Here is an 18,530-nt window from a genome sequence, read left to right as displayed (position 1 = left end):
GTGACTGCAGCAGGGGGTCTCGGCGCCCTTCGACAAGCTCAGGGACCAAGGCCGGGGCTCGGCGCCCTTCGACAGGCTCCAGGGACCCAGGCTGGCTAGGTGCCCTTCGACAGGCTCAAGGACCCAGGCAGCGGCTAGAGCACGCGGGAGAGGAAGTCCTGCGTGCGCTGGTGCTGGGGGTTGCCGAGCACCTCACGCGGGTCGCCGTCCTCGACGATGTGGCCGCCGTCCATGAAGATCAGGCGCGAGCCGACCTCACGGGCGAAGCCCATCTCGTGCGTGACAACGAGCATCGTCATGCCCTCGTCAGCGAGGTCGCGCATGACCTGCAGCACTTCACCCACGAGCTCCGGGTCGAGAGCCGAGGTCGGCTCGTCGAAGAGCATCATGTCGGGCTTCATGCACAGCGCCCTGGCAATCGCGACACGCTGCTGCTGCCCGCCCGAGAGGTGACCGGGGTAGGCATCCGCCTTGTGCGCGAGACCGACGCGCTCGAGCATCTCGTGCCCGATCTTCTCGGCCTCTGCCTTGGAGCGCTTCTTCACGCGACGCTGGGCGACGGTGAGGTTGCCGAGCACGTCGAGGTGCGGGAAGAGGTTGAACCCCTGGAACACCATCCCGATGCGCGTACGCACCCGGTCGATGTCGGTCTCGGGGTCGGTGACGTCGATGCCCTCGATGAGGATGCGACCGCCGGTCGGCTCCTCGAGCAGGTTCACCGAACGCAGCAGCGTCGACTTGCCTGACCCCGAGGGGCCGATCACGCAGACGACCTCGCCGGGCATGACGGTCAGGTCGATGCCCTTGAGGACCTCGTTCTCACCGAATGTCTTGACCAGGCTCTGGATCTCGATGGCCGGGGCGTGGATGTCGATCAGGTCGGTGCTCATCGTTCTCTCGCCATCCGTCGTTCGAGCCAAGCTGTGTACCGCGTGAGGGGAATCGTCACGACCAGGTAGAGCAGCGACGCGACGATCAGCGGCGTCGCATTCGCGTATGCCGTGTTCGCGTCGCGCGCGAAGGTCGTGAGCTCCTTCGACCAGATGAAGCTGCCGGCGATGAACACCAGCGAGGTGTCCTTCAGCAGCAGCACCAGCTCATTGGTCATCGGGGGGATGATGATCCGGAAACCCTGCGGGAGGATGATCCAGAACATCGTCTTCATCGGCGACATGCCGAGCGAGCGAGCCGCTTCGGTCTGCCCCTTCGGCACTGCTTCGATGCCTGCACGGATCACCTCGGCGATGTACGCCGACGCGACCAGCATCAGGCCGAGAAGACCTGCACCGACCGGACCGCCCGGCACCTTCCACCCGAACGCGATCGGCACGATGAAGGCCACCGAGAAGATCGTCAACAGGGCGGGAAGGCCACGGAACAGCTCGATCCAGGCCGTCGCGAACCAGCGGAAAAGCGCGATGCTCGACAGCTTCATCAGCGCGAACAGGATGCCCAGAAGCAGGCCACCTGCGAACGCGATGATCGTGTAGAGGATCGTGTTGCGCAGCGCCACCGTGATGATCTCGGGGAACAGCTTCGCGGCAACCTCAAGGTTGAAGAACTGCGGGATCGCCTTCGACCAGTTGACCGACAGCGCGAACGCTGCGATCACACCGAAGAAGATCACGTACATCACAGCGCGGTACATGCGCGTGCGTGTCTGTCGTCTCAGCGCCATCGCCAAGACCTCCGATCTGCTGAGAAGGGCTTACTTCGCGGTGAAGAACTCGTCGTAGATCTCCTGGTACTCACCGCTGTCGCGCAGCTCCTTCAGAGCGCCGTTGACCGCCTCGAGCAGCTCGGTCTTCTCGCCCTTCTGGAAGGCGAAACCGTAGGACTCGTCGGTGTCGTAGGTCTCGACGATCTTGTAGGTGTCGTCGGCCTTCTCGTGCTCGAGGTTCACCGGCTGGTCCTGCAGGATGGCGTCGATCTGCCCGGCCTGGATCGCCGGCCACAGCTCGCCGTCCGAGGGGTACTGCACGAGCGTGGCACCCTTCGCGTTCTCCTTGGCGTAGTTCTCACCCGTGGTGCCCTGCTGCACGCCGACGTTCTTGCCGTCGAGGTCGTCGATCGACTCGATGCCCGACTCGGTCGAGACGAGCAGCGACTGCAGCGAGTCGTAGTACGGGTCGGAGAAGTCGATGTTCGCCTTGCGCTCTTCCGTGATGGTCATGGCCGAGGCGCCGATGTCGCACGTGCCGGCAGCAAGCGTGGTGCCCGACTGCAGGGCGTCGAAGCCCACGTCCTGCACGGCCAGCTCGAGGTCGAGCTTCTCGGCGACGGCGGAGAGGATCTCGATGTCGAAGCCGGTGTAGCCGGTGCCGTTGTCGCCACCCTCCATCTCGAAGGGCGGGTAGGGGATGTCCGAGCACACCGACAGCGTGCCCTCGGTGACGAGGCCGTAGTTCGCGGAGGCGTCATTGCCACCGTCGGCGGGCTCCGCCGAGTCGTTCGATCCGGCGCAGCCGGAGAGAGCCAGAGTTGCCGACGCCACAAGGGCGAGACCGGCGATGATGTTGCGACGCTGCATGTGCACTCCAGAGAGTCGAGGGCGAGGGGGCCCACGTGCGGGTAGGTGGGAACATCCTGTCATGCACCACGGCCGTCACGCGAGGTAACAGACCGCTCGGGCATCACATTTGCGTTGCGGTGCGCCCTGTTTCAGCAGCTCACAGCGCGATGTCGACCGCGGCGCGCCCGGCCGCGACAGAGCGGATGTACGCGGCCGCCTCTTCGTGTGCGGGATGCACCTGGTAGGCCTCGAGATCGTCGAGCGAGTCGAAGTCCGACACCAGGGTGACGTCCCAGTTGGCATCCGGATATTCGGTGTTGGCACCGGCGAAAACCGCCCGCAGCTGGGGCACGACACCGTCGAGGCCGTTCAGCAGGCGCGCCACCTCGGCGGCCTGAGCGGCGCGCTCGGCGGCATCCGCTCCGTTCATCTTCCACATCACGACGTGACGGATGCTCACTTCGTTGCCTCCTCGAGGGCAGTACGCAGGCGGTCAGGCGACACGCGCCAGTGCGCGTGCAGGTCTCCGTCGATGAGGATCACCGGGATCTTCTCCCACCACAGCTCGTACAGCGCAGGGTCATCGGCAATGGATGCCCGCGCGACCTCGATCTGATCGGCGGCGGCGTCAGGCAGGTCGGCGATCACCGCGTCGACCACCTCGGCGGCGACGTCGCACAGGTGGCAGTCGGGCTTGCCGATGAGGGTCAGCGTGGTCACGCCGACGGCACCTCGATGTCGCGGCCCTGGGCGATCCACTCGCCGGTGCCGCCGTCGACGTTGGTGACGTCGTAGCCGCGCGCTTCGAGCGCCTGAACGACCCGCGCCGAACGTCCGCCGGCCTGGCAGATCACGTCGAACGCCTCGGCGGGCAGTTCGTCGAGGCGGTCTCCGATTTCAGACATCGGCACGTTCACGGCGCCGGGCACGTGACCTGCGGCGAACTCGTCGCGCTCGCGCACATCGATGAGCGGCACGCCAGAACGGGCGGCGAGCTCTTCTACGGTGATCGACTTCATGGCTTCCTCCTGCGACGCAGAGACACGAAGCGCCCCGTCGACCGCAGATGCTGGTCGGGGGCGCTCGGTGTTCTTCGCCGCTTACTTCTTGTTGCGGCGCTGGTGGCGAGTCTTACGAAGCAGCTTGCGGTGCTTCTTCTTCGCCATGCGCTTGCGGCGCTTCTTGATGACAGAACCCACGGAAACCTCACTAAGTCAGGGGCTGGGCGCCACTGCGTGTGACACCCGGGTACGGGCACGAAAAAAATGCCTCGGACGAGTCTAGCAAACGCGGGGAGGTGCCCCGCACCGGCTCAGCCCGCGTCGGCGATCGGTCGCTGCAGCGCGTCGGCCACGGCAGACTCCGGAACACGGTAGCTGCGGCCGAAACGGATCGCCGGCAGCTCGCCTGCGTGCACCATGCGATACACGGTCATCTTCGACACGCGCATCAGCTCGGCGACCTCCGCGACCGTGAGGAATCGAACGTCTTGAACATCGGGCATCCCACGTACCCCTTTCTGCTGAAGCACACTCTATGGTGCGGGAGCGACGCCTGTAAACCTGTGTGACCTGTGTGATTCCCCGGACTGCGCAAGCGTTGGCCCGGCAGCGCGTTCATGCCGCCACGTGACCGCCAGGTCGCGCATGACGAGGGCGCTGTCGAAGCGTGCCGAGCCCGCCGGTAGCCCATCGAAGAACGCCGATGAGATCGCATGCACGCGGCCGGACCGCACGGCCCATCCCTCGGCCGCCAGCGAGACCGCGTCGACTCCGCCCCCGCGTCGCGGCGACCAGCCGACCGCCCCCGCCCGGTAGAAGTCGGACGCCTGCTGCGGGGTGTCGAACAGCTCGCTGGCCCAGTCATCGGCATCCTCAACATCAGCCTGGGCGCTGTAAGCGCCGGCCTGCACCCGGACTCGCGACCGGGTGGCGGACTCCTCCGTGTGGATGCGCGCATGCTGCTGGATGCCGGGAAAGACGCGGCCGCCTGCCAGGCCCGCGATGGCCGACGACGAGTGCCGATGCGACACGTAGACCCCGTGGCGGGTGACGTTTCCTTCGTCCCACTCCACCGCAAAGCGGTGCGCCACCGCCTCGGAGGAGGCACCGACCTCGGGCGCCAACCATCCCGGCCGTAGCGCCTCCAGCCGGATCAGGCACAGCCCGCCGACAGCCGAGCCACGGACGAGCTGCGGCCGAAACGGCGCCGGGACGATCTGCGCGGCGATGTCGGGATCGACCCGATAGGTCACGAGCAGGCGACGCCGCATTCGGGCGCGCACGACGCTGATCATGCGCCAGCCCCCTCGGCGCCTGCGGCGGTCAGGTCGGGCCGGTCGCGGTCATGATCGCGCAGCGCGCGCAGCACGATCTGCTCGGGGCACACGGTCGAGAGGAAGTCGCCGACCGACAGCGCGAGGCGTTCGCCGACCAGCGAGTAAAGGATGCGATTGCCGTCGCGGCGTTCACTGACCAGTCCCGCGTGCCGGAGCACCGAAAGGTGGCGGGAGATCGTCGGCCCGGATGCACTGAAGGCTGCGGCGATCTCGCCCGCCGTGCGCTCACCGGGCTTGAGGTCTTGCAGGATCTGCCGCCGCGTCGGGTGCGCCAGCGCAGCGAAGATGTCACTCGCGGATTCGCTCATATCGCGAGCATAGCTATTTAGCTAAATAGCTACAAGAGAAAAAGACGCGATGCGGGATCAGGTGCCGAGGCGCTTGAAGGCCGACGCGACCACGTGCTTGGCCGATGCTGCCGCCCTGCCCACGACTTCGGCGGCGTGCGCGGCACCGTCCGGCAACGGCCCGACCGGGATGTCGATATCGGGGGCCTGATCGCCGAACGCGTCGACGAGGAACGGCACCAGCCAGTCGTCGACCGCTTCCAGAGGCGCAACCTCGATGCTGTAGAACCGGCGCTGCCCGTCTTCGCGAACCGTGACGAGAGATGCCTCACGGAGCACCTTCAGGTGCTTCGAGACCGTGGGCTGGCTGACTCCGAGTTCGGCGACGATCTCCGTGACACTGGTTCCGGCATCCCCGTCGGTGGACCGACGCAGCAGGAGCTGAAGGATGTCGCGCCTGGTCCCGTCGGCGATCACGTCGAAGATGTCGGTCATGGCTTCAGGGTAGTCGCCGCGCGACCGGAGTACCATGACGGAGCGTCGGTGACAGCCGCCGGTAGACACAGCCACTGAGGGAGGACGATGTCGAGCATGCTGTCGACATCCTCGCCTCGGCGTGGACTGCTTCGCTTCGGCACCTACGTGCGCAGGCTCGTCACCTCATCGCCCTCCCGCTTCGCGATCATCGTCTTCGCCTCGCTGATCCTCGTCTTCACCGCCCTGCTCTCGCTGCCGATCTCGGCGCGCGATGGACAGATGACGGGCCTGGCCGACGCGCTGTTCACCGCTGTCTCGACCATCTGCGTCACGGGCCTGAGCACCGTCGACATGGCTGCGCACTGGTCGCCGTTCGGCAACGTCGTGCTGTTCATCGGCGTGAACATCGGCGGTATGGGCGTGCTCACCCTGGCATCCCTCATGGGCATGGTCATCTCGAAGCGACTCGGCCTGCGCGCGAAGCTGCTGGCCGCCGGTGACACCAACCCCATGCGTGCGCACGGCGGACCTGTGAACGAGAGCCAGACGGTGCGGCTGGGCGAAGTGGGTCAACTGCTGACGACCGTCGCGCTGTCGACCCTGGTGATCGAGGGCATCGTGGCGGTGCTCCTCTACCCGGGCCTGGTGATGGCGGGCATCGATCCGCTCGCCGCCCTGTGGGAAGCGCCGTTCTACGCCGCGATGTCGTTCACCAACACCGGCTTCACCCCGAACGCCGGCGGTGTGGCGGTCTTCGCCGATGACTACTTCGTACTCATCGTGCTGATGATGAGCGTGTTCCTGGGCAGCATCGGCTTCCCCGTGATCTACACGCTCGCCAAGCACGTGTGGCATGTGAAGAAGTGGTCGCTGCACACCAAGCTCACGCTCATCACGACGGTGCTGCTGTTCTTACTCGGCGCCCTGGCCTTCCTCGCGCTCGAGTACAACAACCCGCGCACGTTCGGGTCGATGGATGCCGTCGACACCACCATGCAGGCCATGTTCCTGTCGGCGATGACGCGTTCGGGCGGCTTCAGCGTGATCGACATCTCCGACCTCAACGGTTCCTCGATGCTGGCCGCCTGCATGCTCATGTTCGTCGGTGGCGGTTCGGCATCCACGGCCGGCGGTATCAAGGTGACCACGCTGGCGGTGCTCGCCATCGCGGTGTGGTCGGAGGCCAAGGGGCGCGGATCGGTTGAGGCGTTCGGGCGTCGGATTCCCAGTGACGTGCAGCGCGTGGCCCTGTCGGTCGTCGCGTGGGGAGCGACGATCGTCGCCCTGTCGACCATCGTCATCGCGCAGATCACCAAGGCCGACATCATCGATGTGCTCTTCGACGTGATCTCGGCGTTCGGCACGGTCGGGCTGAGCTCCGGGCTGACCGCTGAGCTGCCCGACGCCGGCACGTATGTGCTGGCCGCGACCATCTTCATGGGGCGCGTTGGTACAGTGACACTCGCCGCGGCGGTCGCCGCGACATCCCGTTCGCAGTATTACTCGCTGCCAGTGGAAAGGCCGATCGTTGGTTGAAGTCCTGCGCGGAGACGCGCCCGTTCTCGTGATCGGACTGGGACGCTTCGGCGCCGCCTGTGCGGGTGAGCTGGATCGGCTCGACCGCGAAGTGCTGGCGATCGACGACAGCCTCGACCTCGTGCAGAAGTGGTCGGATCGGGTCACCCACACCGTGCAGGCGGATGCCCGCAACATCGACGCGCTGCGCCAGATCGGCGCCCAGGACTTTCAGGTCGCCGTCGTCGCCGTGGGTTCGCTGATCGAGGCGTCGGTGCTCATCACCGCTAACCTCGTCGACCTGAAGGTGCCGCAGATCTGGGCGAAGGCGGTCTCGCAGTCGCACGGCAAGATCCTCGCCCGCGTGGGCGCGAACCACGTCATCTACCCCGAGCGCGAGGCCGGCGAGCGGGTCGCGCACCTCGTGAGCGGACGGATGCTGGACTTCATCCGCTTCGACGACGACTTCGTGCTGGCGAAGATGTATCCGCCGAAGTTCATCCGCGGCATCGGCCTGAACGAGTCGGGTGTGCGCAGCAAGTACAACGTCACCGTGGTGGGCGTGAAGAGCCCCGGCAAGCCGTTCCGCTACGCCGAGGCGAACACGGTCGTGACGAACCACGATCTCATCATCGTGTCGGGCACAAACAGCGATATCGAGCGCTTCGCCGGCCTCGACCGCTGACTCGCCCTGCCGTCCGGGCCTCCGCCCTGCCCGGCATCCGCCCTGCCCGGCATCCGCCCTACCCGGCATCCGCCCTACCCGGCATCCATCCCGCCCCACAGGCATGTCCCAAAAACTGCTGTCAAACCGGGCCTGGGACAGCAGAATTTGGGACATGCCCCACGAAAATCGGGACATGCACTGCAAAAAGTGGGACATGCTCCGGTGAGACAGGGGTGATCGCGGTCGGGCCGGACTGCGGAGGTCAGGCGCCGGCGGCGAGTTCCTTCGCACGGGCGAGCGCGGCGGCCGTCGCCTCGGTGAAGACCTCGTCGAGGCGCGCGTCCTGCAGCACGGCGACGGCCCGCTCGGTGGTGCCCTTCGGGCTGGTCACGCGTCGGCGCAGCTCGGCAGGATCCTCACCGGATGCCGCCAGCAGAGCGGTCGCCCCGATGAACGTCTGCTCGGCCATGAGGCGAGCATCGGCCTCCGAGAAACCCATGCCCTTGGCGGCATCCGTCAACTTCTCGATCAGCAGGAAGACATAGGCGGGACCGGAACCCGACACCGTCGACAGCGCGTCGATCTGCGACTCGGGCACCTCGATCACCGAGCCGACCGTCTCGAACAGTGCGCGGACAAGAGCCATGTCCTCGGCGGTCGCGTGCGCGCCGGCCGCGAGCCCCGTCACGGCCCTGCCCACGGTCGCGGGCGTGTTCGGCATAGAACGGATGGTGCGCACGCCCTCGCCCAGCGCCGCGGCGAAGGTGTCGAGCGTGACGCCCGCCGCGAGACTCACGACAATCGCGTCATCACGGAGTGCCGGGGCGATCTCGCGCAACAGATCGGGCACCATGGCCGGCTTTACGCCGATCAGGATGATGCGCGCGGATGCGGCAGCGTCCAGGTTGCCGTCGGGGCGCTCTTCCAACGCGATGCTGGTAACGCCCTCGGCCGTCAGGGCGTCAGCCTTCGCCGCCGTGCGATTGGTCGCGATGATGCCCTCGTGCGGGATGCCGGATGCCACGATGCCCTGCAGCACGGCACCACCCATCGAACCGGCGCCGAGAAAGGCGATGCTGGGCAGAGACGATGCGGTCGAGGCAGCCATGCCTCCCATCTTAGGAAGACGCCGCCGCCCGCCCCGAGCACGGCTGACGCTCAGATGTGTGCCGCGTAGACTCGAAGTCATGAACGCATCCGGCGACAGTGTGCAGATTCCCTCGGCGTCACAGGACGAGTACGGCCTGATTGTCGACGCGATTCTTGGCTGCGACGGCGTTCAGAAGCTCATCCAGCTGCAGACGCTCTACATCGGCGAGGGCGACCTGCTGGTCGTCGCGAAGATCGCCCTTGTCGAAGACACCTCGGTGCGCGAGGCCGCCGACATGATCGACATCATCCGCACCAGCATCCGCGCCGCCGTTCCCACCGCTGGCTCGGTGTTCATCGAGCCCGACGTCTACCGTCCCGGTCTCGACCCGGCTCCCCCGACCGACGTCTTCGTGCTGAAGTCGGCGGACTGACGCTCTAGCGGCGCTGCTCGAAGAACGCCCGCAGCTGCGCCGTCGCGACATCGGCCCGCACCCCACCGACGACCTCGGCCCGGTACGGCAGACGCCGATCGCGCAATACGTCGTACATCGACCCGGCGGCCCCCGCCTTGTCATCCCACGCGCCGAACACGACTCTGCCGATGCGGGACTGCAGGATCGCCCCCGCGCACATCACGCACGGCTCCAGCGTGACCACGAGCGTATGCCCCTCCAGGTTCCATGACCCGTGTTCGGCCGCGGCCGCGCGAATCGCGACGATCTCGGCATGCGCGGTGGGGTCGTACGTCTGCTCACGCAGGTTGCGCCCCTCGCCCACCACGCGACCGTGTGCATCGAGGACGACCGCACCCACGGGCACATCATCGGCCTCGGCGGCGAGCGCGGCGAGCGCGAGGGCACGATCCATCGCGGCATCCAGTGCGTCGGTCATCGGCCCTCCCGACTGCCGAGCCTATCGGCGGCATCCGGTCGCGCCCAGTAATCTGTACTCATGCGCGTTCATGTGGCCGATCACCCCCTCATCACCCACAAGCTGACGGTGCTGCGTGATGTGCGCACCTCGTCGCCGATGTTCCGTCAGCTCACCGAAGAACTGGTGACGCTGCTGGCCTACGAGGCGACCCGCAACGTCAAGGTCTCCCCGGTCGAGATCCAGACTCCGGTGACCACCACCATCGGCGTCAAGATCTCCGAGCCGCGCCCGATCGTGGTGCCCATTCTTCGGGCCGGCCTCGGCATGCTCGAGGGTCTGGTCAAGCTGCTGCCGACCGCCGAGGTCGGCTTCCTCGGCATGGTGCGCGACGAGGAGACCTTCGAGCCCACGACCTACGCCGAGCGGCTGCCCGAAGACCTCAGCGACCGGCAGTGCTTCGCCATCGACCCGATGCTCGCCACCGGCGGCTCGCTGGGTGCAGCGATCCAGTTCCTCTTCGACCGCGGCGCGAAAGATGTCACCGCGATCTGCCTGCTCGGCACCCCGGAGGGCGTCGAGGCGATCGAGAAGCTCGTGGGCGACCGCGACGTGACCCTCGTGCTGGGCGCCCTCGACGAGCGCCTCAACGAGAAGGGCTACATCGTGCCCGGTCTCGGCGACGCGGGCGACCGCCTGTACGGCACCGTCTGACCGCGAGCGGGGTCACCCGAGCGGCACACGGTAGGCACGCTCGTCGCCGTAGTGCGTGAATCCTGCGCGGGCGATGATCGGCGCGGATGTGGCCGTGCGGCCCTTCACGAGCGCCGTGGTCGCACCGAGTTCGCTGGCGGCGCGCAGCCGCTCTGCGAGGACGGCCCGGTATGCGCCGCGACCGCGCGCCTCGGCGAGCGTCGCCGCACCCCACAGGCGCGCGAAGCCGTCGATCAGCGTCGTGCCTCCGGTGCTGACCGCGATGCCCTCGACCCGGCCGAGTACGCGGAAACCTTCGCCGGTGTCGAGTCCGGCGGTCACCTCGTCGAGTTCGTCACGTAGTCCCGCCTCGTCGAGCGGAGTCTGCTCCCAGACCGGCACATTGATCGCGTCGACCTCCCGCACCTGCTCGAGAGTGCGGACGATCTCGGCGGTCACCCCTCCGGGAACCGCGATCCGCACCTCGTCGATCGGGAGCGCGAACACCGCGACTGTGTCGATGTGCTCGGCGCCGCGTCGGCGCAGCTCCTCTTCGAGATCCGGGGTGTCTGCGGGGTTGGTCCAGAACGTCAGCGTGTCGGCACCCCAGGAGCGCGTGCGGCCCCGCGCATAGTCGAGCACGGTGGCAGCATCCGCATCAGAGGCGACCTGCGAGCCTCTCACTCCCCCGCCGAGGCGCTCCGGGTAGCGCACGAGCTGCAGGTGCCGGCGATCTTCGTCGCTGTCGCGCGGGAACCAGACCCAGGCCGCGGCAGCGCGCAGGATGTCGTCACGAGAGTGGGGCATATCCGGATGCTACCGCCGCGCACCGAGTCGACATTCCGGTTGCACCCCTGCTATCCAGGGATGGGACACGGAAGGCGACCACGCCGCCGACCGTGAGAACTGGGGAGAGATCGTGGCAGAACTGCGCACGTCGGCGCCGCGCAGGGAACGCGGCACCGGCACACGCGTGATCGTCGACGTCGATGGGCAGGAACCGCTCTGGTTCAGCGTCGCGCACGAGCACTCCGCACTGTTGAGTGACCGAGCGGATCATGTCGCCCTGGCGATGCTGATGCCCGCGATGAAAGCCGGCCGCGACCTGCATATCGGCGGTGTCATGACCGACGTGCTGCTGCACCAGATCAACACCGACCTGCAACCTCTGCTGCAGGCGATCCACCCCGAGTTCACGATGATCCGTGTGGATGCCGAGGAGCTCGCCCCCGCCGGACCGCCCCGACCGGGCGTGGGGACCGGGTTCTCGGGCGGAGTCGACTCGCTGGCCGCTGTGCGCACCTACTTCCTCGATGCGGACGTACCCGAGGCGCTGCGCCTGACGCACCTGGTGAACTACAACGTCGGCGCACACGGCACCGACGGCCGGGGCCTTTGGCACGCGCGCTGCGCGCCACTGGCCGAGGCTGCGGCCGACTGGGCGCTGCCGTTCGTGCGCGTCGACAGCAATCTGGATGTGCACTATCCGCAGATCGGCTTCCTCGAATCGGTGTCGATGCGCAACGCCGCGGCCGCACATGTCCTCGCGGGCGGGTTGGGCCGGATGCATGTCGCGTCGGCCAAACAATGGGCGTTCGCCGGCGTGGACAGCGGTGGGGACATCGCCAGGGCGGATGCGATGTTACTGCCCGCCGTGTCGACGCCGGCGCTGACCCTGTCGTCGGCGAACTCGGGCATGACCCGCGTCGAGAAGACACTGGCGCTCGTCGGTCGACCTGAAGCCCGCTATCTCGACGTCTGCGTGAGCTTCGACACCAACGGGCGCCGCAACTGCGGGGAGTGCGACAAATGTCTCCGCGCCGTGGCCACCTTCGAGATCGCAGGACACCTGCACGACGTCGTGCCGCGCATCTTCCCCGCCGAGCCCTACGCCCGCAGGCGGGCTGCTTTTCTCGCCGGAGTGCTCGCCTCGGATGATCCGTTCGCGCTCGAGATGCGCACCCTGGCCAGAGCCAGGGGGTGGCGCTGGGGTGTACCCACACGCACCCGTGCGGTGATCGAGCGCGCGCGGCGTGGAGGAGATGTGAACCTGCGCCGCGCCGCTCGGACACGGCCGGGCATGGCTCTGCGACGGATGCTGCGCGGCTGAGTCGCCCCACTGATCGGATACGCGACTCGCTGGATCAGCGGCGCCGCACCGCGCGCACAATCCCTCGCGGAAACGGCACCTGACCGACATCCATCGACGCCAGCCGGGCGAGGGATGACTCCAACGCATCGCCGAGCTGCGCGATCCGCGCGGGATCCGCTGCCCAGGCATCCGCCGTCAGCTCATCGAGGGTCGCCCCGTCCGCGAAGGCGCGGAAGCGGGTGCGCCCCGGGGTGACCGCCGCCTCGTAGTCGCGGAACTTGAAGTCGCCGCCATCCAAGGCGGGTTCGAGGGTGGTCCACACGGCGGGGATGCCGAACGCGTCGGCAGTGATCAGCCCGTGCAGTGAGGTCGTCAGGATGACCGAGCCGGCGGCGATCTGACGCAGGGCCGGTGCGGCACGCTGGTGCACGTTGACCACGCGCAGCGCGTCACCGGAGCGATGGATCAGGCGGGCGAGCGCCGGACTCGATCGGTGGTGCCCGTGCGGGACGAGCACTGGCATGCCGCTCGGACGCGGCTGGGGAAGATGGCGGGCCACAAGGATGCCCGGGTCGCCGTAGGCGGGCTCCGCACTCAGGCCGATCCGCTCCGCGGTGAGCGGTCCGCGCACCGCGAGCGCGGTCACGTACGAAAGGCGATGGGCGTGGTCTTCCATCAACCCCGCACCCCAGACGACACCCGTGTGGTCGGGGGCGAGGAACTCCAGCAGACTCCCGACGCCAATCAGGCGCGCCTGTCGGGGCTCACTGTACAGCGGCATGACACCGTAGCGCGGCAGCAGCCAGGGGGTCAGATCGTCGCCGAAGTTCGGATGCCCATCCCACCAAAAAGTCGGCACGATCACCCCGCCCTGCCGGGCTGCGGGGACGGCGGATGCCGCGACGAAACGCCGAAGCTGCCGGCTTCGGCGGCGAAGGGTGCCCTCGTATCTCATGTACGGCGCCGTCGGGTTGGCAACGGCATCACCGACACCGTATCGGATCAGTCCCGGTCAGCGCCGACCAATCTCGCAAAGGCACTCAGCCGGGCGACACCCTCGGGCGTGTACGGCAGATCGTCGAGCAGGGCCGGCGAATGCACGAGATACGCCACCGCCTTCGCCCGCGAGACCGCGACGTTCAACCGGTTCTGCAACAGGAGGAAGTCGGAGCCACGCGGCGCATCCTTACCACTGGAGGCGGCCAGCGAAGTGATCGAGACCACCGCCTCTTTGCCCTGGAAGTTGTCGACCGTGCCGACCGCCACGTCGCCGAACCCCGCGGCGGTCAGCTCGTCGTGGATCAGCTGCTTCTGGGCGTTGTAGGGCGCGACGACGATGATGTCAGACGGCGCGAGCGGGCGCGCCGCAGCGTCGTCCATGCCATCGACATAGGGACGACCCACGAGGTCACGCACGATCTCGACCACCTCGGCGGCCTCTTCCGGCGACTGGGTGCTGTTGCCCTGGTGGCGGACCGCGCGGATGTGCAGCCCCGGCTCGATACCTTCGACGACGCGGCGTTCGGTGCCCGGTGCCGAGGCGAGCCGGCCCGCATACGCCAGGGTCGACACCGGTGCCGCGACAGCCGGATGCATCCGCCACGAATCGCGCAGGAAATACCCGTGTGCGGGGTCGATGACCGCTGTGCCCTGCATCACCCAGCCGAGCGCCGACGTGTTGACGGGTTCGGGGTGGGTGCCCTGGCTGACCTGCGGCAGCTGCTGCGGATCGCCGAGCAGCAGCAGCCGTTGCGCGCCGGCCGCGACCGCGATGGTCGAGGCGAGCGAGAACTGCCCGGCCTCGTCGATCACGAGCAGATCGAGGCCGCCGCGATCCACCCGACGCGTGTTGCTGAAGTCCCAGGCGGTGCCGCCGACGACAACACCTCGGCCCGTGTTCTCGGCGAGGAACCCGGCCATGCCGTCCTTGCGGATCACGGTATAGCTGGGTTCGGCGTCGGCATCCTTCGGTGCCTTCGCGACCTGCGCCGCCGGGACGCCGTCGGCGACGACGCGTTCGAGCAGGTTCTCGACGATGGCATGCGACTGCGCCACCACACCGACGCGGAACCCGTGGTCGCGCACAAGGCGCGCGATCACCTGCGAGCCGGTGTAGGTCTTGCCGGTGCCCGGAGGTCCCTGCACCGCGAGATAGCTGTGGTCCAGATCGAGGATGCCGCGGACGATGGCGTCGATCGTGTCGTCGCCTACCGGAAGCCCGGCCCCCGAGAGGGTGCGCGGCACGGCGCGCAGCAGGATGTCGGTCGCCGCATCGTGCGGGAACGCGGGCGCCGCATCGTGCACGGTCTGCGCCCACTGCTCGATCGCACCCTGCTGCGAACCGACGCTAGGAGGAGCGGCGGGGGCGAGCGCGAGCGGCAGCTCGCTCCAGGTCTGTCCCTGCACGGTGCGCTCACGCACCACGTACCCGTCGTCGAGCACCTCGAGAACCTCGACCTCATGGGGCACGTGGATCACCCGCGAGGGAGCATCGACCTCGAACGGCGTGGGTACGGCGTACAGCGCGAAGGGGCGGGCTCCGACCCCGATGGTGCTGCCGGGGGCTACTTCGCCGCGCAGACGAACGGTGCGGGTCTGTGCCCGGCGCCCCTCATCGATGGCCCAGTCGCCCTCGACGCGGCTGCGCGCCGCATCCACACGCAGCACATCTCGTGTGGACTCCCAGACCGAGACCGGCTCGCGCAGGCGCTGATAGTGGCCGACCCAGAAGCTCTTCGCCTCACGTGGGTAGTAGTCGATCGCCGCAGCCGCGACGCGGAACGGCTCGCCGTCGCGGCCCTCGTGCTCGGCGTGCAGCGCCTCGGCCTGCAGGGCCAGTGATAGCGGCGACGGTTCGTAGGTGCGCGTCTCGGGGTCGTCCGGCGGCGCGGGCAACACACCCTCGGCGCGGGCGATGCCGATCAGCCAGTCACGCAGCCCGCGGGTAGAGACGCAGTCGTAACGGTTGTAGTCGGCGAGGTCGTCGAGGATCTCCTGCGCCTCGGCATCCTGCCCGGCGGCAGCCAGCGCCCGCGCCTGCACGTACTGGACGATGGAGTCATCACCCTTCTGCACGTCGCTCTCGCGTACCTCGTCGCCCATGTACAGCGGCTCGAGCTTCTTGATCGAGTACGACCGCGAACCCACCCGCACCGATCGCAACACGATCGGGTAGAGGTCGACGAACACACCCTCGCGCAGCAGCCGGTCGACGTCGGCCTCGCCGACACCGTGCCGGGCTGCCATGGCTGACAGATGCGAGGTCTCATAGGGGGCGTAATGGTAGATGTGCATGTCGGGATGCGTCTGCCTGCGCAGGGTCACGAAAGCCAGAAAATCGAGCAGCGCCTGCTTCTCATCGGCGAAGTTATGGGCCCACAGCGCCGAGTACTGGTCACTGTTGTCGGTCCATCCGAACAGGTAGTCGATCCCCCACAGGGGCGTCTCGCCGCCCTCCGTGTAGAGCGGGTCGCCCTCGAAATCGAAGAAGATGTCGCCGCGGCTGGGCCGAGGCATCATGCCGATGGCGTTCGCCGAGACCAGTTCGAACGGCGGCACCTCGCCGGGTTCGACGGGGGCGTCGACCTGCAGGCGTGCCTGAGCGCGCAGCGCCGTGAACGTGTCGCTGTTCATGCCGGCCGGGGTCTCGGTTGCGGTGACGAGCTCGTCGATCGTGCGGATGCCGGCTGCTCGGAGCCGCTGCCGCTGCACGGGCCGCATGCGCGCGACGAGCAGCAGGTCTCGGTGTGCCGCGACCTGCTCTTCGCAGGTGGCGCAGCGCCCGTCGGCACTGATCTGCAGGTCTCCCCTGTCATCGCCCCAGGCGAGTGGTTCCCCCGCCGCGCCCAGGTCGATACGACGATCGGCGATGATCGCGCGCAGCCGCGCACGCCGCACCCGGAACAGGGGCAGCAGGTCATCGACCGCATGCGTGCTGAGCGTGCCGTCGCCGAGGATCAGATCGACCTCATCCGAGCGAGGGATGCCGAGCTGATCGAGCTGATCGACATATGCCGCCAACTGCATCAACGCGGTGGAGCGGGCAGTGCGGGCGAGCTTGCTGTCTTGCACGCGCCAGCGGCCCACCGCCTCACCGGGCAGCGGCTCATCACGCAGCAGGAAGTCGGCGAAGCCGACGAACTCCGGCGTCGCGAACGCGGCCTGAAAGACGACATCGGCATCAGAGAGCAGCGCAGCGCGGGTGGCGCGGACGGCATCCGCCAATGCCTGGGGATCTGCCGACGACACCTTCGGCAGCACGGCGACGCCTCGCCCGGCATCCTGCTGTTCCCCGAACCGGTCGAGGTAGGCACCCAGCACGGCCTCCTCGTGCGCATCGCCGAGGCGGGCCGCACGGGCGAGCGTGGCGTCTTCAGGATCTTCGACAGCAGGTACTCGGCCGAGTTTCGCGTCGAGGGCGCGCGCCCAGGCGAACTCGCATTCGGCCGCAGCCTTCAGGTCGCTGGCACTCCAGATGACGCGCTGCGCGTCGGGATCGAACCGCACGGATGCTCCTGCCTTGTCGGTGCTTCGACCCTAGCCGCGCCCTCCGACATGCCGGTCAGCGCCACCAGTCGTCGCCGGGCGTGACCGGGAGGTGCCTCTTGTGCCTGGTGGCGCGGTACTTGGCCTCGATGCGCTCGGCCGCGGCGGGATCGATCTGCTTGCCCTCGAGGTAGTCGTCGATCTGCTCATAGGTCAGCCCCAGCTCGTCTTCATCAGCGCGGCCGGGCTGCCCGTCGAGCAGGTCGGCGGTCGGCACCTTGTATGCGAGCCGGTCCGGGGCTCCCAGAGCGAGAAGCATCGACCGCCCCTGTCGCTTGTTCAGCCCCGACAGCGGCAGCAGATCGGCGGCACCGTCGCCGAACTTCGTATAGAAGCCGGTGACCGCTTCGGCCGCATGATCCGTGCCGATCACGAGCAAACCGTCGTGGCCGGCGAGCGCGTACTGGGTGACCATGCGCAGACGCGCCTTGATGTTGCCGCGGTTGAAGTCGCTGATGTCGCTGCCGAAGGCCTGCTCGATGTCCTGCTCGACTCCGTCGACACCGTGTTGGATGTTGACCTCGACCGCGCGGTCGGCGGCGATGAACGCCAGAGCGGCATCCGCGTCGGCGGCATCCTGCTGCACCTTGTAGGGCAGGCGCACGGCCAGGAACGTCGCCGCGCCGCCGTTCGCGCGCACGCGCTCGACCGCAAGCTGCGCGAGCCGCCCGGCGAGCGTCGAGTCCTGCCCGCCGGAGATGCCCAGAACGAAGCCCTTCGCGCCCGTGGCCGCGAGATAGTCGATGAGGAACTGCACCCTCGACTCGATCTCGGCTGCCGGGTCGATCTGGGGGCGCACCTCCAGGGCCTCGATGATCTCCTGCTGCATGCTCACGGGCATCCTCCTTCGCTCGCCTCCAGTCTCCACCTGAGAGGATGGATGCGTGAAACTTCTCGTCGCCGCTCTCGAGTCCGAACTGCAGGCCTTCCCGGCTGAGATCCCCGGGTTCGCCCGCCTCGTGACCGGACCGGGCAAGCTCAACGCCGCCGTGCGACTGGCCAGGGCGCTAGATGCCGCGCACTACGACGAAATCGTCGTCGTCGGCACGGCGGGCGCGGTGGACGATGCGCTCGATGCCGACGTGTACGAGGTGACGGCCGCGATCCAGCACGATGTGCAGGACCTGGACGGCGTCGTGGGGCAGCACGTGTCGTTGCCGGCGCGGGTAGACACGGGGCGAGATGGACTGGTCATCGCGACCGGTGACAGCTTTGTCGACGATGCGGATGCGGTCGCTCGCATCCGCTCGCTGGGTGGCGTGCTCGTCGACATGGAGACGTTCGCGTTGATCTGGGTGGCGCAGGAGTTCGGTGTGCCGATCCGCGTGCTGCGCGCGGTGTCGGATCGCGCACAGGATGGCGCGACGACCCTGTGGGACGACATGGTCGCCGCGTGCAGCGCACAGCTGTGGGCGCGGTTCCAGACCGAGTACCCGGCCTGA

Annotated in this window: 23 protein-coding genes; 6 read left to right on the top strand and 17 right to left on the bottom strand. The window is 67.9% G+C overall.

Annotation, left to right across the window (positions count from 1 at the left end):
• Positions 1 to 134 precede the first annotated feature (134 nt).
• The 11 genes from WDU93_RS10775 to WDU93_RS10725 form a co-directional block, all read right to left on the bottom strand.
• On the bottom strand, positions 135 to 890 hold the full coding sequence (locus WDU93_RS10775) for an amino acid ABC transporter ATP-binding protein (RefSeq protein ID WP_337320456.1): 756 nt from the start codon (positions 888 to 890) through the stop codon (positions 135 to 137).
• Positions 887 to 1,648: an amino acid ABC transporter permease gene (locus WDU93_RS10770; protein WP_337320454.1), complete on the bottom strand. Its 762-nt coding sequence runs from the start codon at positions 1,646 to 1,648 to the stop codon at positions 887 to 889. The genes WDU93_RS10775 and WDU93_RS10770 overlap by 4 nt, the downstream gene beginning before the upstream one ends.
• Positions 1,649 to 1,708: 60 nt before the next feature.
• Positions 1,709 to 2,530 (bottom strand): transporter substrate-binding domain-containing protein, encoded by an 822-nt coding sequence (locus WDU93_RS10765; RefSeq protein WP_337320467.1) that lies wholly within the window; start codon positions 2,528 to 2,530, stop codon positions 1,709 to 1,711.
• Positions 2,531 to 2,669: 139 nt separating this feature from the next.
• Positions 2,670 to 2,972, bottom strand: a complete 303-nt coding sequence (locus tag WDU93_RS10760; protein WP_337320452.1) for a Dabb family protein — start codon at positions 2,970 to 2,972, stop codon at positions 2,670 to 2,672.
• A complete protein-coding gene (locus tag WDU93_RS10755) occupies positions 2,969 to 3,232 on the bottom strand; it encodes a glutaredoxin family protein (RefSeq protein ID WP_337320451.1) in 264 nt (87 codons plus the stop codon). The genes WDU93_RS10760 and WDU93_RS10755 overlap by 4 nt, the downstream gene beginning before the upstream one ends.
• On the bottom strand, positions 3,229 to 3,531 hold the full coding sequence (locus WDU93_RS10750; RefSeq protein WP_337320449.1) for a rhodanese-like domain-containing protein: 303 nt from the start codon (positions 3,529 to 3,531) through the stop codon (positions 3,229 to 3,231). Before WDU93_RS10750 ends, WDU93_RS10755 begins: the two co-directional genes overlap by 4 nt.
• Positions 3,532 to 3,612: 81 nt before the next feature.
• Complete coding sequence (locus WDU93_RS10745; protein WP_003792170.1) at positions 3,613 to 3,711, bottom strand: 30S ribosomal protein bS22; 99 nt, start codon at positions 3,709 to 3,711, stop codon at positions 3,613 to 3,615.
• 113 nt (positions 3,712 to 3,824) lie between these two features.
• Entirely contained in the window at positions 3,825 to 4,016 is a 192-nt protein-coding gene (locus WDU93_RS10740; RefSeq protein ID WP_337320440.1) for a helix-turn-helix domain-containing protein, read from the bottom strand.
• Positions 4,017 to 4,046: 30 nt separating this feature from the next.
• A complete protein-coding gene (locus tag WDU93_RS10735) occupies positions 4,047 to 4,808 on the bottom strand; it encodes a DUF2071 domain-containing protein (protein ID WP_337320438.1) in 762 nt (253 codons plus the stop codon).
• Complete coding sequence (locus WDU93_RS10730) at positions 4,805 to 5,158, bottom strand: metalloregulator ArsR/SmtB family transcription factor (protein ID WP_337320436.1); 354 nt, start codon at positions 5,156 to 5,158, stop codon at positions 4,805 to 4,807. Before WDU93_RS10730 ends, WDU93_RS10735 begins: the two co-directional genes overlap by 4 nt.
• A 57-nt stretch (positions 5,159 to 5,215) precedes the next feature.
• Positions 5,216 to 5,632, bottom strand: coding sequence for an ArsR/SmtB family transcription factor (locus tag WDU93_RS10725; protein ID WP_337320434.1), 417 nt, complete (start codon positions 5,630 to 5,632; stop codon positions 5,216 to 5,218).
• Between the two features lie 96 nt (positions 5,633 to 5,728).
• Here WDU93_RS10725 and WDU93_RS10720 point away from each other — a divergent pair, with 96 nt between their 5' ends.
• Positions 5,729 to 7,150, top strand: a complete 1,422-nt coding sequence (locus tag WDU93_RS10720; protein WP_420064064.1) for a TrkH family potassium uptake protein — start codon at positions 5,729 to 5,731, stop codon at positions 7,148 to 7,150.
• Positions 7,143 to 7,814: a potassium channel family protein gene (locus WDU93_RS10715; RefSeq protein ID WP_337320432.1), complete on the top strand. Its 672-nt coding sequence runs from the start codon at positions 7,143 to 7,145 to the stop codon at positions 7,812 to 7,814. The genes WDU93_RS10720 and WDU93_RS10715 overlap by 8 nt, the downstream gene beginning before the upstream one ends.
• A gap of 244 nt (positions 7,815 to 8,058) precedes the next feature.
• On the opposite strand, the gene proC is transcribed toward WDU93_RS10715, so the two are convergent.
• The gene (gene proC, locus WDU93_RS10710; protein ID WP_337320430.1) at positions 8,059 to 8,904 is read right to left on the bottom strand and encodes a pyrroline-5-carboxylate reductase; all 846 of its coding nucleotides are present in this window, start codon (positions 8,902 to 8,904) and stop codon (positions 8,059 to 8,061) included.
• Positions 8,905 to 8,983: 79 nt separating this feature from the next.
• On the opposite strand from proC, the gene WDU93_RS10705 reads away from it, so the two are divergent.
• Complete coding sequence (locus WDU93_RS10705) at positions 8,984 to 9,319, top strand: cation transporter dimerization domain-containing protein (RefSeq protein WP_337320428.1); 336 nt, start codon at positions 8,984 to 8,986, stop codon at positions 9,317 to 9,319.
• A gap of 4 nt (positions 9,320 to 9,323) precedes the next feature.
• Here the strand turns inward: WDU93_RS10705 and WDU93_RS10700 are convergent, their stop codons facing one another.
• Positions 9,324 to 9,779 (bottom strand): nucleoside deaminase, encoded by a 456-nt coding sequence (locus tag WDU93_RS10700; protein WP_337320426.1) that lies wholly within the window; start codon positions 9,777 to 9,779, stop codon positions 9,324 to 9,326.
• A gap of 60 nt (positions 9,780 to 9,839) precedes the next feature.
• On the opposite strand from WDU93_RS10700, the gene upp reads away from it, so the two are divergent.
• Positions 9,840 to 10,472 (top strand): uracil phosphoribosyltransferase, encoded by a 633-nt coding sequence (upp, locus tag WDU93_RS10695; protein WP_337320423.1) that lies wholly within the window; start codon positions 9,840 to 9,842, stop codon positions 10,470 to 10,472.
• Positions 10,473 to 10,484: 12 nt separating this feature from the next.
• Here the strand turns inward: upp and WDU93_RS10690 are convergent, their stop codons facing one another.
• On the bottom strand, positions 10,485 to 11,258 hold the full coding sequence (locus tag WDU93_RS10690) for a hypothetical protein (RefSeq protein ID WP_337320421.1): 774 nt from the start codon (positions 11,256 to 11,258) through the stop codon (positions 10,485 to 10,487).
• Positions 11,259 to 11,370: 112 nt separating this feature from the next.
• Here WDU93_RS10690 and WDU93_RS10685 point away from each other — a divergent pair, with 112 nt between their 5' ends.
• Positions 11,371 to 12,561, top strand: coding sequence for a hypothetical protein (locus WDU93_RS10685; RefSeq protein WP_337320419.1), 1,191 nt, complete (start codon positions 11,371 to 11,373; stop codon positions 12,559 to 12,561).
• A gap of 34 nt (positions 12,562 to 12,595) precedes the next feature.
• Here WDU93_RS10685 and WDU93_RS10680 read toward each other — a convergent pair whose 3' ends face one another.
• Genes WDU93_RS10680 through nadE form a run of 3 tightly spaced genes read right to left on the bottom strand, consistent with a single transcriptional unit; the run spans position 12,596 to position 17,929 of the window.
• The gene (locus WDU93_RS10680) at positions 12,596 to 13,498 is read right to left on the bottom strand and encodes a polysaccharide pyruvyl transferase family protein (RefSeq protein ID WP_337320417.1); all 903 of its coding nucleotides are present in this window, start codon (positions 13,496 to 13,498) and stop codon (positions 12,596 to 12,598) included.
• Between the two features lie 47 nt (positions 13,499 to 13,545).
• The gene (locus WDU93_RS10675; protein WP_337320416.1) at positions 13,546 to 17,049 is read right to left on the bottom strand and encodes a TM0106 family RecB-like putative nuclease; all 3,504 of its coding nucleotides are present in this window, start codon (positions 17,047 to 17,049) and stop codon (positions 13,546 to 13,548) included.
• Between the two features lie 55 nt (positions 17,050 to 17,104).
• Positions 17,105 to 17,929: an ammonia-dependent NAD(+) synthetase gene (gene nadE / locus WDU93_RS10670; RefSeq protein WP_337320414.1), complete on the bottom strand. Its 825-nt coding sequence runs from the start codon at positions 17,927 to 17,929 to the stop codon at positions 17,105 to 17,107.
• A 43-nt stretch (positions 17,930 to 17,972) separates the two neighbouring features.
• Here nadE and WDU93_RS10665 point away from each other — a divergent pair, with 43 nt between their 5' ends.
• Entirely contained in the window at positions 17,973 to 18,530 is a 558-nt protein-coding gene (locus tag WDU93_RS10665; protein ID WP_337320412.1) for a phosphorylase family protein, read from the top strand.

It is taken from the genome of Microbacterium istanbulense, from assembly GCF_037204145.1.
GTDB lineage: Bacteria > Actinomycetota > Actinomycetes > Actinomycetales > Microbacteriaceae > Microbacterium > Microbacterium istanbulense.
The sequence above is the reverse complement of the archived record's forward strand: the minus strand, read 5'-3'. Positions and strand labels throughout refer to the sequence as shown.